The sequence below is a fragment of the Actinomadura fibrosa genome (assembly GCF_900659615.1).
Lineage (GTDB): Bacteria > Actinomycetota > Actinomycetes > Streptosporangiales > Streptosporangiaceae > Spirillospora > Spirillospora fibrosa.
Map to the genome: position 1 here is coordinate 1 of NZ_CAACUY010000260.1, position 11,555 is coordinate 11,555.

At 71.2% G+C, this 11,555-nt stretch carries 11 protein-coding genes; 9 read left to right on the top strand and 2 right to left on the bottom strand.

Annotated elements, in window-relative coordinates:
- Positions 1-293 precede the first annotated feature (293 nt).
- Both E1300_RS41705 and E1300_RS41710 read left to right on the top strand, forming a co-directional pair.
- Complete coding sequence (locus E1300_RS41705; RefSeq protein WP_207400264.1) at positions 294-1,274, top strand: hypothetical protein; 981 nt, start codon at positions 294-296, stop codon at positions 1,272-1,274.
- Between the two features lie 7 nt (positions 1,275-1,281).
- On the top strand, positions 1,282-2,403 hold the full coding sequence (locus E1300_RS41710; RefSeq protein ID WP_131762809.1) for a hypothetical protein: 1,122 nt from the start codon (positions 1,282-1,284) through the stop codon (positions 2,401-2,403).
- 13 nt (positions 2,404-2,416) lie between these two features.
- Here E1300_RS41710 and E1300_RS41715 read toward each other — a convergent pair whose 3' ends face one another.
- Positions 2,417-3,568 carry a DMT family transporter gene (locus E1300_RS41715; RefSeq protein WP_242619738.1) on the bottom strand — a complete coding sequence of 384 codons (1,152 nt, stop codon included), beginning with the start codon at positions 3,566-3,568 and terminating at the stop codon, positions 2,417-2,419.
- 407 nt (positions 3,569-3,975) lie between these two features.
- Here E1300_RS41715 and tig point away from each other — a divergent pair, with 407 nt between their 5' ends.
- The 4 genes from tig (at position 3,976) to clpX (ending at position 8,531) form a co-directional block, all read left to right on the top strand.
- Entirely contained in the window at positions 3,976-5,514 is a 1,539-nt protein-coding gene (gene tig / locus E1300_RS41720; protein WP_131762810.1) for a trigger factor, read from the top strand.
- Between the two features lie 211 nt (positions 5,515-5,725).
- Entirely contained in the window at positions 5,726-6,358 is a 633-nt protein-coding gene (locus E1300_RS41725; RefSeq protein ID WP_131762814.1) for a ClpP family protease, read from the top strand.
- Between the two features lie 98 nt (positions 6,359-6,456).
- Positions 6,457-7,083, top strand: coding sequence for an ATP-dependent Clp protease proteolytic subunit (locus E1300_RS41730; RefSeq protein WP_207400265.1), 627 nt, complete (start codon positions 6,457-6,459; stop codon positions 7,081-7,083).
- Between the two features lie 173 nt (positions 7,084-7,256).
- Positions 7,257-8,531 carry an ATP-dependent Clp protease ATP-binding subunit ClpX gene (clpX, locus tag E1300_RS41735; protein WP_131762811.1) on the top strand — a complete coding sequence of 425 codons (1,275 nt, stop codon included), beginning with the start codon at positions 7,257-7,259 and terminating at the stop codon, positions 8,529-8,531.
- A 46-nt stretch (positions 8,532-8,577) separates the two neighbouring features.
- Here the strand turns inward: clpX and E1300_RS41740 are convergent, their stop codons facing one another.
- Entirely contained in the window at positions 8,578-9,063 is a 486-nt protein-coding gene (locus E1300_RS41740; protein ID WP_131762812.1) for a carboxymuconolactone decarboxylase family protein, read from the bottom strand.
- A gap of 316 nt (positions 9,064-9,379) precedes the next feature.
- Here E1300_RS41740 and E1300_RS41745 point away from each other — a divergent pair, with 316 nt between their 5' ends.
- The 3 genes from E1300_RS41745 to E1300_RS41755 form a co-directional block, all read left to right on the top strand.
- Positions 9,380-9,898 carry a pyridoxamine 5'-phosphate oxidase family protein gene (locus E1300_RS41745; RefSeq protein ID WP_131762813.1) on the top strand — a complete coding sequence of 173 codons (519 nt, stop codon included), beginning with the start codon at positions 9,380-9,382 and terminating at the stop codon, positions 9,896-9,898.
- Between the two features lie 184 nt (positions 9,899-10,082).
- Positions 10,083-11,102: a dihydroxyacetone kinase subunit DhaK gene (locus tag E1300_RS41750; RefSeq protein ID WP_242619739.1), complete on the top strand. Its 1,020-nt coding sequence runs from the start codon at positions 10,083-10,085 to the stop codon at positions 11,100-11,102.
- The coding region (locus E1300_RS41755; protein WP_242619740.1) for a DAK2 domain-containing protein at positions 11,102-11,555 on the top strand (454 nt) is incomplete at its 3' end. The genes E1300_RS41750 and E1300_RS41755, both read left to right, overlap by 1 nt.

Consider the following 11,555-nt stretch of genomic DNA (forward strand, 5'->3'; position numbering starts at 1 on the left):
GTGAAGCGGATCGCCTCGGCGGTTCTGCCGGGGATGCGCTGGCGTCGGCTCCCGCGGTGGTCAGGGCGGCGGCTTCTCCGGCGGCGGCGCGATGGCGGACGCCCTGCGCAGGGCGGGGCTCGACAAGGGCCTCCCGTCCCAGGACCGCAAGGGCCGCAAGAAGCGCTGACCCTGTCTCGCCGCACCATGAGCGGGAGCCCATGGTGCGGCGAGACCGCCGGTCACCCAGCGAACGCCCTGGTAGGAAGCGGGATCTTCTGCCAGAATCCCGATGATCGTTTATCGGGGGGCACATGGGGTGGTCGTTGCGGCCGGTCGTAGATCCGGCGCTGTCTCCAGACGAGCAGGCACGGCTGCTCGCGTCTCCGGCGGGCCTCTCAGCGGCGAGCGCGGCGCCTCCGCCCGCGCCCCGCTGGGGCGGGCGGACGCCCGGTGACGCCCTGCTGGCGATCCCGGTGGCGACGCTCTGCGGGTTCCTCCCGGCGGTCGCCGGGTGGTTCTTGCTGGGACGCAAGGGCCTCATCGTCGGAGCGGTCCTGCAAGCCGGGTTCGTGGCGGCCTTCTGGGGCGGCCTTTGGCTCGTCCTGGTGGCGGGGACGGCTCTGCAACTCGTCTCCTGGGTCGTGCTCTGCGCCTTCGGAGGCGGCGAGGACGACGGCACGGAGCTGGCCCGCGTCCACCACGGCCGGTACTACCTGGAAGCCGACTTCGCCACCGGGAACCTGCGGCCGTGGTTCGGCGTGTCGCTGCGGGAGCTCATGGCACGGGCGCAGGAGGCCGTCGCCACCGTCCTGGAGTCGGAGGTCAACACGGCCGGGCTGCTGGACGAGATCGCCAACTCGGTGACGCTGCCCCAGCACGAGTGGGAGATCGGCCAGGCCCTCGCGGAGCTGACCCGGATCGGGCGGCAGGTGCAGAAGGCCGCGGCCGAGGGCGGGGGCAGCGCGCGGGTGCGGGAGGTCCTCGAACCGCAGCGGCAGGCCCTGCGGGTCTCCGCCGAGGCGGTGACCCGGCGGGTCGAGGCCCTGGAGCGCTACGCCGAGCGCACCCGCGGCGCCGACGCCGCCTACCGCGAATGGCGGACCCTCCAGGAGCTGGAGGAGCTGAGCGCCGACACGCGGGAGGTGCTCGCGCGAACCGTCCGCGACGAGCTCGCCGTCGCCGAGATCGACGGGCTCGCCGACCGGGCCGGGCTGCTGCCGCTGCGCGACAGCCTGGAAGAGGCGCGGCGGGCGGCGCGCGTCCTCGCCGAGCCCGCCGCCGAGCAGGTGTGAGGAAGCCGTGAGCACCGACGAAGAGACCACGCCCCTGCGGCTGTCGGCCGGAGGGCGGCGGCTGCTGGCGCGGCTCCCGCGGCCCCTGCTCGTCGCGGGCGGCTTCCTGCTCGTCACGCAGGTCTTCCTCGGCATCGGGCTGGCGGCGCCGGACGGCGGCGGGTCGTCCGGCACGGACGGCGGAGGCGGCGGCGCGGCGGCGGCCTCCCGCGCGAGCGGGCCCGTCGAGATCACCTTCGTGCTGAACGGCGACCGGCGCACCGCGCGCGTCTCCCCTCCGGTGCCCGGCGGGGCGAAGGTCGACGAGATCGAGGAGGCGGCCCTGCCGCTGCGCAGGACCGTCCGGGCCGACGCGGGCGAGACGGTGTCGGCCCAGATCCAGAACAACTGGCGCAACGGTCCGGGCCGGGTCACCTGCACCGCCCTCGTCGGCGGCAAGGTGGTCGGGCAGGAGTCGGCGTTCGGCGCGTACGCGATCGCCACCTGCCAGGGGAGCGGCGACGCCAAGCCCATCCCGGGGGCCACCGTCCCGGCCCAGGGCAACGACCTGCTCACGGGCGAGACGCGGCTCGCGACCACCGTTCGGGTCAAGCGGTACCGAGGAGCGGGCTCACCCGTCGCGGGACGCGTGGACGACGGCGACCCGCGCCTGTCCTACGTCGCGCTGGGCGGGGAGTGGGGACGCAGCCGCGCGGTGGATCCCGGCATCGCGGGCTTCAACCGCGAGCAGAAGTTCGACACCGAGGTGAAGTGGCAGGCGGTCATCGCCTCCGGCTTCGTCGACGACGACCTCATGGACGCCGGCGAGGGCAAGGGCAAGGGGCGGCTGCGGGCCCTGGCCGGCGCCGTCCAGGACTATCGGCAGTTCATCGGCTTCGACGAGACGGCACGCGGACGGGACGTCGCCTCGCAGCCGGTCACGGTAAGCGGCCGCAAGGGCTGGCTCGTCGTCCGTGAGATCCGTTTCAGTAAGAAGGGCGTGCGCGCGAAGATGGACCTCTCGGCGGTCGTCATCGTCGACACCGGACGTCCCCGGCCCTCGCTGCTCTGGATCGACATCCCGGAGACGCACAAGAGGCTCTGGCCCGACATCAACACGGTCATCTCGTCCCTGCGCGTGACGGGCTAGGACACCGCCCGGTTCAGCGGGAGTCGCCCGGACCCTGCGGGCGCTGCCAGCGGCCGGACTCGCCCCTGGACGCGGTCGGGCCGGCTGTGTCCCGCGGCGCGGTGGGACGAGGCGCGCCAGGGCGGTTGTAAGGGCCCTGCCCCAGCGGGTCCTGGGCGTAGGGGCTGCGCTGGGGCGGCACCGGGGGAGCGGGAACCTGGTCCTGATGCCGGCCCAGCGAGGTGCCGAGCGCCGGACCGCCCAGGGCCGGGCCGCCGAACGGGTCACGGCCCGAGAGGTCCTCGTGCGAGGTCGGCCGCTCGTCCTGGACGGGCCGGTGCCGCGGGAACAGGAGGACGGCGATCGCGCCGAGGGCCAGCGCGCCCAGCCGCATCGCGGAGCGTCCTCCGTCCTGCGGCCACGGCTCGCCGTACATGAACGTGCCCATCGTGAGCAGGTACGACTTCGCGCTGACCGTCATGACCGTCGCGACGATCGACACCCGGCATCGCTGGAACGCCATGACCATGATCCCGAAGCCGACGGCCGCCGCGAGGACCGTCAGGTAGGGATAGGGCGTGGTGAGGATGCGCAGGTCGGTGGCGTGCCGGTCGTCGCTCCAGCCCTTGATGGCGAGCTCCGCGGTGCCGACGGGGAAGCCGCTGCTCAGCCCGTAGGCGATGCCGGTGACCGGGCGGGCGTGCCGGCCGTCGGGCCGGTAGTCGCCGAGCAGCAGGATGAGGACGGGGACGAGCACCGCCGGGCCCACGACGATCGCGATCTTCCAGAGCGGCACGTCCGCCGAGCTGATCGGCTGGTTCCCCCGGATCGAGGCGGTGAGGAGCAGGATCGCCGCGCCGATCAGGACCAGGCTGAGCCACTCGCGGGCGGTGAGCCGCTCGCCGAAGAACACCATGGCGATCAGCAGCAGCGGGACGACGCCGGACATGAAGATCGGCACGGCGGTGGACAGCGGCAGGTCGCCCAGCGCGATGATCTGCAGGGTGAGGCCGCCGAGCACGAGGGCGAGCGCGAGCAGGAAGATCCAGTTGCTCACGATCGTCCAGACCATGTGCGGGATCCGGTTGCCCCGGAGCGGGGCCATCCGGTCCGCCGCGAGCTTGAAGACGGCGAACCCGAGGTAGTAGAGACCGGTCGCGCTGAAGGCCGCAGCTATCCCGTTCATCCCGGAAGAGTATGAGGGGTCGAGTGGCGTCTGTCACTGCCCGTACGGCATTGTTGACGCGGATTCGCCGGTTGCGGACGGGCCGTCCCGCCGGGGAACGGAGGGATGCTTCCCGGTGGCGGCCGGGTTACGGCCGGATGGCGCCGCGGATGGGTCCAGGTCGCGCCGCGGCCACACCGCGGATGCGCCGCGCGGGCCCGCGCGCGGCGGTATCGAGCGGGTCGGGCGCGTGTTCCGGGGGCTTGTGGCCGTCCCTTGTCCGCAGACGCCGCCGCTACCCCATAGACTTGGCGCGCGAAGGCGCGGAGCCGTATTTCGGCGTGCCCGCGCCGCCTGAGAGACTGACTGGCTGAGCACGCGTCGAACGCCGCGGCCGAGACAGCGCCCGATCAAGGAGACCTACCCCAGTGAAGACCGATGTCGAGGAGCTGACCCCCACGCGGGTCAAGCTCACCGTCGAGGTTCCGTTCGACGAGCTCAAGCCGAACCTCGACAAGGCGTACAAGGAGATCTCGCAGCAGGTGCGGATCAAGGGCTTCCGGCCCGGCAAGGTCCCCGCCCCGCTGATCGACAAGTACGTCGGCCGGGGCGCGGTCCTCCAGGAGGCGGTCAACGACGCGCTTCCGGAGCTGTACGGCCGGGCCGTCGAGGAGACCGAGATCTTCGTGCTCGGCCAGCCGGACGTCGAGGTCACGGAGCTCGACGACGGCAACCAGTTCGCCTTCACGGCCGAGGTGGACATCCGTCCGAAGTTCGAGGTCCCCGACTACGACGGCCTTGAGGTCGTCGTGGACGACGCCGAGGTCACCGACGAGCAGGTCGACGAGACCATCGGCAACCTCCGCGAGCGGTTCGCCTCGCTGACCACCGCCGAGCGGCCCGTCGAGGACGGCGACTTCGCCACCATCGACCTCGTCGCGCGGATCGGCGGCGAGGAGATCGAGGACGCCTCCACGTCCGGCTACTCCTACGAGGTCGGCAGCAAGTCCGCCATCGAGGGCCTGGACGACGCCCTCGTCGGGCTCTCCGCGGGCGAGGAGAAGACCTTCACCGGCACCCTGGTCGGCGGCGAGCGCGCCGGCGAGGAGGCCGAGATCACCGTGACCGTGCAGAGCGTCAAGGTCAAGAACCTGCCGGAGTTGGACGACGAGTTCGCCCAGCTCGCCAGCGAGTTCGACACCATCGACGAGCTCCGCGACGACGTCCGCGCCCGGCTGGGCCGGCAGGTGAAGCTCCAGCAGCTCTCCGAGGCGCGCGACAAGGCGCTGGAGGCCCTGCTGGAGAAGATCGACATCCCGCTGCCGGACAAGGTGGTCGAGGAGGAGATCAGCCGCCGCAACCAGCAGCTGGAGCAGCAGCTCCAGATGGCGGGCATGTCCAAGGAGGACTACCTCAAGGACGAGGAGAAGTCCGAGGAGGAGTTCGACAAGGACGTCGCCGACGCGGCGCGCCTCGCGGTCAAGGGCGGGTTCGTCCTCGACCAGCTCGCCGTCCAGGAGGAGCTGGGCGTCGAGAACGAGGAGCTCAGCGAGTACGTCGTCACGCAGGCCATGCAGATGGGCGTGCAGCCGCAGCAGCTCGCCGAGTACCTCACGCAGAACAACCAGCTCCCGGCGATCGTGTCGGAGGTGCTGCGCAGCAAGGCGCTGAACCTCGTCGTCGAGCACGTCACGGTGAAGGACGAGTCGGGCAACGAGATCGACGTCGACGCCGTCCAGCGCGAGCTGAACGGTGAGACGGGCGAGACCGTCGCCGCCGACGACACCGACGCCGCGGACGAGGCCGGCGTGGACGAGGCCGACACCGCCGAGGTCGACACGGCGGAGGCCGCGGAGGCCGCCGAGCCGGCGGAGGCCGCCGCCGACGCCCCGGCCGCCACGGCTGAGACCGCCGCTGACGAGGCCCCGGCCGCCGAGCCGAAGAACGAAGGCGCCAAGGACGCCTGAGGCGCCCCCGGCCGCCTGACGGCACCCCACACGCCCCGCACCCGGCCCCGGGTGCGGGGCGTGTCGCGTTCGCGAAGATCGTCACGGCGGCGCGGGCGGCCGGGTACGCCCCTGGCGAAAAGGCGCCCCCCTGGGCTTAAGCGGCCCCCGGAGCGCGTTAATGTCCAATCATCCGAACCGATTAAAAGGACCGGAGGAACACCCGGTGAGCATGCCTCCGACTTTCGACGAGTCGTCGCGGATCCAGGCGCGGGTCGCCGAGGCGCCCCTGTTGCCTCTGGGCGACCAGCTGTTCCAGCGGCTGCTGCGCGAGCGCATCGTCTTCCTCGGCCAGCAGGTGGACGACGACATCGCCAACCGCATCTGCGCCGAGCTCCTGCTGCTGTCGGCCGAGGACGGCCGCCGCGACATCACGCTCTACATCAACTCGCCAGGTGGCTCCGTCACCGCCGGCATGGCGATCTACGACATCATGCAGTACGTGCCGAACGACATCGTGACGGTGGGCATGGGCCTCGCCGCCTCGATGGGGCAGTTCCTGCTCTGCGCCGGGACGACCGGCAAGCGCTACGCCCTGCCGCACGCGCGCATCATGATGCACCAGCCGTCCGGCGGCATCGGCGGCACCGCCTCGGACATCAAGATCCAGGCGGAGCAGATGCTCTACGTCAAGAAGACGCTCGCCGAGAAGATCTCCGAGCACACCGGCCAGCCGCTCGACCAGATCGAGCGCGACTCCGACCGCGACCGCTGGTTCACCGCGGACGAGGCCAAGGACTACGGCTTCGTCGACCACGTGGTGCTCAGTGCGAACCAGGTGCCCTCCGAGGGCCCCGTCTCCTGACGACCTGAACCACGATTCGGAGGCACACAGTGAGCGACCCGACCCGTCCCGGCATCAGTGATCTGATCCGTCCCGGCATCTCGGCCGGGGGGTCCCCGATGCCGGTGGACAACCGCTACATCATCCCGTCCTTCGTCGAGCGCACCACGTACGGGGTCAAGGAGATGAACCCGTACAACAAGCTCTTCGAGGAGCGGATCATCTTCCTCGGCGTGCAGATCGACGACGCGTCCGCCAACGACGTGATGGCCCAGCTGATCACGCTGGAGTCGATCGACCCGGACCGCGACATCAGCATCTACATCAACTCGCCGGGCGGCTCGTTCACCGCCATGACGGCGATCTACGACACGATGCAGTTCGTGAAGCCGGACGTCCAGACGGTCTGCATCGGCCAGGCCGCGTCGGCCGCGGCCGTGCTGCTCGCGGCCGGGACCAAGGGCAAGCGGGCGGCGCTGCCGAACTCGCGGATCCTGATCCACCAGCCCGCGACCGAGGGCACCTACGGCCAGTCCAGCGACATCGAGATCCAGGCGCGCGAGATCATGCGGATCCGCGACCTCCTGGAGGAGATCCTCGCCCGGCACAGCGGCAAGGGCATCGAGGAGGTCCGCCGCGACATCGAGCGGGACAAGATCCTGACGGCGGACGAGGCCAAGGACTACGGCCTCATCGACGATGTCTTCGTCAGCAGGAAGCGCACGGCCGAGGTAGTGTCGTCCTGAGACGGCACGAGGACGAGGGAGTCCCCCAGCCCGGTCGTCATACTTCCGGGCGAGGGGCTTACCAAGTCCGTTGGAAACGGTAACGTCGAGTCCAACGTCGAGAGCCTTCGGGACGCAACCGAGCTGCGCCGCAAACTCTCAGGCGGGCGGCCCCACGAAAAGGAGACAGTTGGGTGGCACGCATCGGCGACGGTGGTGACCTGCTCAAGTGCTCGTTCTGCGGGAAGAGCCAGAAGCAGGTCAAGAAGCTCATCGCGGGTCCGGGCGTGTACATCTGCGACGAGTGCATCGATCTCTGCAACGAGATCATCGAGGAGGAGCTCTCCGAGACCTCCGACCTCAAGTGGGACAACCTGCCCAAACCGCGGGAGATCTACGAGTTCCTGGACTCCTACGTCATCGGGCAGGAGACGGCGAAGAAGGCGCTCTCCGTCGCCGTCTACAACCACTACAAGCGGATCCAGTCGGGAGACACCGGCAGGGACGACCCGGTCGAGCTGGGCAAGTCCAACATCCTGCTGCTGGGTCCCACCGGTTCCGGCAAGACGCTGCTCGCGCAGACGCTCGCCAAACTCCTCAACGTCCCGTTCGCGATCGCGGACGCCACGGCGCTGACGGAGGCCGGATACGTGGGCGAGGATGTCGAGAACATCCTCCTCAAACTCATTCAGGCGGCCGACTACGACGTCAAGAAGGCCGAGACGGGGATCATCTACATCGACGAGGTCGACAAGATCGCCCGTAAGAGCGAGAACCCGTCTATCACCCGGGACGTCTCGGGCGAGGGCGTCCAGCAGGCGCTGCTGAAGATCCTGGAGGGGACCACCGCGAGCGTCCCGCCGCAGGGCGGCCGCAAGCACCCCCACCAGGAGTTCATCCAGATCGACACCACGAACGTGCTGTTCATCTGCGGTGGCGCCTTCGCCGGCCTGGAGAAGATCGTCGAGGCCCGGGTCGGGAAGCAGGGCATGGGCTTCGGCGCCGTGATCCGCTCCAAGGCCGACTTCGACGAGTCCTCGGCCGTGCTCGGCGACGTGATGCCGGAGGACCTGCTGAAGTTCGGGATGATCCCCGAGTTCATCGGCCGCCTCCCGGTGATCACGTCGGTCCACAACCTGGACCGCGAGGCACTGATCAACATCCTCACCGAGCCGAAGAACGCCCTGGTGCGCCAGTACCACCGGCTGTTCGAGCTCGACGGCGTCGACCTGGAGTTCACCACGGACGCCCTGGAGGCGATCGCCGACCAGGCGATCCTCCGCGGCACCGGCGCCCGCGGCCTCCGAGCGATCATGGAGGAGGTCCTCCTGTCGGTCATGTACGAGGTCCCGAGCCGCCACGACGTGGCGCGCGTCGTGATCACGCGCGAGGCCGTCCTGGAGCACGTCAACCCGACCCTCGTCCCGCGCGACCGCCCGAAGCGCGAACCCCGCGAGAAGTCGGCCTGACGCCACGCGAACGCCCCCGGCCGCGGCCGGGGGCGTCCGCATGCGGTCACTTCGCCATTTCGGCGAACATGCCCGGCTCGTACGAGCCGCCCTTCTGGCGGGCGATGACGCCGATCCGGTTGGCCGCGTTGACCACGGCCACCAGGTAGATCAGCGCGGCGATCTGGTCGTCGTCGAAGTGCTCGCGCACCCGGGCCCACGTCTCGTCGGACACGCCCTGGTGCGCGTCCGCGAGCCGGGTGCCCTCCTCGGCCAGCGCGAGCGCGGCCTCCTCCGCCGCGGTGAACACGGTCGACTCCCGCCAGGCCGCGACGAGCGCGAGCCGGACCGCGCTCTCCCCGCCGGCGGCGGCCTCCTTGGTGTGGAAGTCCACGCACCAGCCGCAGCCGTTGATCTGGCTGGCGCGCAGCATCACGAGCTCCTGGAGGTCCCGCGGCAGCGGCGACTGCTGGATCGCGAGGCCGACGGCGGCGAACCGCTTGCCGAGCTTCGCGCCGAGCTGGTTCTCCATGAGGTTCATACGGGTTTCCATGGCGTGGCGTCCTCACTCACTCGCGCGTGCCGCGCGGAATGTTCGCGCGGCGTCCTGACACCATGAAGATGCCGGCGCCCCGATCCCTGTGACGGCGCGGCGCTATGACGAGTACCACCGCCCGAAGACGTCACAAACCGGCGGAAACCGGCGTCTCGAACCCGCCCGCCCGAGAGTGCACGGACACGAAAGAACCGTGCACTCCCTTTGAAGACGGCCTGCCGCAAGGCGGGCACCCTAACCGGGGCGGGGGCGATGAGTTCACGGCGCCACCCCGGTCTACCCATCGACATGACCTCAACGGGAAGGCGGAGACATGACCGATCCGATCGAAGCCGCGAACCTCGACATCTACGGCTCCGGCGAGCTGCCGTGGAGCAAGGCCCGCGACGGGCTGGCGGCAGAACTGTCCAAGGCCGAGACCGCGCAGTTCCTCGGGACCGTCCGCCCGGACGGGCGCCCCCACTCCGCCGGGATCGGTGCCCTCTGGGACGACGGCGACGTCTACTTCACCAGCGGCCCGGGCACCCGCAAGTCCCGCAACCTGGCCGCGAACCCGGCGTGCACGCTCTCCGTCCGCCTGACCGGCGTCGACCTCGTCCTGGAGGGCGAGGCCGCCAGAGTCGTCGACCCGGACGTCCTGGCCCGCATCGCGGCCGAATACCGGAAGGGAGGCTGGCCCGCGGAGGTGGACGGCGACGCCCTCACCGCCCCGTACAGCGCCCAGAGCGCCGGCCGCCCACCCTGGAACCTGTACCGCCTCACCATCCACACCGCCATCGGCGTAGGCACCGAGAAGCCCTTCGGCGCCACCCGCTGGACCTTCCCCCGCTGACGCACGCGGCGGACGAGGTCCTCTCTCCCGGCGAGCCGGTTCGACCCGCACGGGATTGATCCTCGCGCGGGATTCGGAGCGGCGTGTCCGGATCGCCCGTCGTCTCGGGCGATCATGATGGTGGGTCCGGCGGGTATATATGGGACCGTTACCGCTGTTTCGGGCAGACCATCGGGAGCCGCACGTGACGTCCAGCATGCCGTTCCATCCCGCCGGGGGCGATCCCGTCCCGGCGGCGCTGCGCGGGTTCGCGCGGGTGTACGCCGACTTCGTCGAGCTGCACGAGGAGCCCGCGCACCTGGTGGCCCGCGACCGCGCCCCCGGCCGCGTCGTGGGACTGGTCTCCGGCGGCGGGTCGGGCCACGAGCCCCTGCACGCGGGCTTCCTCGGGCGCGGCATGCTCGACGCGGTCGCGCCCGGCAAGGTGTTCGCGTCCCCGCACAACCGGCAGATCCTTGAGGCCAGCCGCAAGGCGGCCGGACCGGGCGGCGTCGTCCACATCGTGAAGAACTACACCGGCGACCGGATCAACTTCGGCATCGCCGCCGAGCGGCTCCGGCACGAGGGCATCGAGGTCCGGCGCGTCCTCGTGGACGACGACCTGGCCACCGAGTCGGACGAGACCGCCACCGGGCGGCGCGGCACCGGCGCGACCCTGGTCGTGGAGAAGCTGCTGGGCGCCGCCGCCGACACCGGCCTCGGGCTGGACGAGCTCGCGGAGCTGGGCGCCGCGGTCGCCGCCGCGTCCCGCAGCCTGGCCGTGGCGTCCCGCGCGCAGACCTCGGCGCATACCGGGCGCCCGGCGTTCGACCTGGCCGAGGGCGAGCTGGAGTACGGCGTCGGCATCCACGGCGAGCGGGCCGCGAAGACGGTGCCGCGGCCGCCGTCCGAGGACCTCGTCTCCCGGATGCTGGACGAGATCGTCGCGGGCCTCCCGGACGGGCCCGACGAGGTCGTCACCGTCGTCAACGGCCTCGGCGGGACCACGCTGCTGGAGCTGTACGGCCTGTACGACCTGGTCGCGGACGGGCTGGGCGAGCGCGGCCTCCGGCACGCCGGCGGGCTGGCCGGCACGTTCGTCCCCGCCCTCGACATGGCCGGGTTCTCGATCACCGTGACCCGGATGCGTCCCGGCTGGCTGGACTGGTGGGCGGCGCCCGCGATCACGCCGGCCTTTCCCCACGGCGCGAAGGAGACCGCCTGATGGACATCGACCAGGAGGCCGTGCTGCGGCGCTACGCCGCCGCGGTGGAGGACGCGCACACCGAGCTGACGGCCCTCGACCGGCACAGCGGGGACGGGGACTTCGGCGACAACCTGCGCGGCGGCCTGCGCGAGGCGGTCGCTCGGTACGACCGGCCGGACCGTGCCGGCGGCAAGGCCCTCGGAACGCTCGGCGACGTGTTCCTGGACGAGGTCGGCGGCACCAGCGGCCCGCTGCTCGGCCTGCTGTTCACCGAGATCGCGCACGCGCTGGACGCCGGCGGCGACCCGGTCGCCGCGTTCGCGGACGGAACGGCCGCCGGGCTGGCCGCGATCCAGCGGGTCGGCGAGGCCGAGGTGGGGGACCGGACGCTGGTCGACGCCCTGGCACCGGCCGCGGTACGCGCGGCCACGGCGCCTTCGAGAGCGCGTGCCAGCGCCTCGGCCCCTTCGC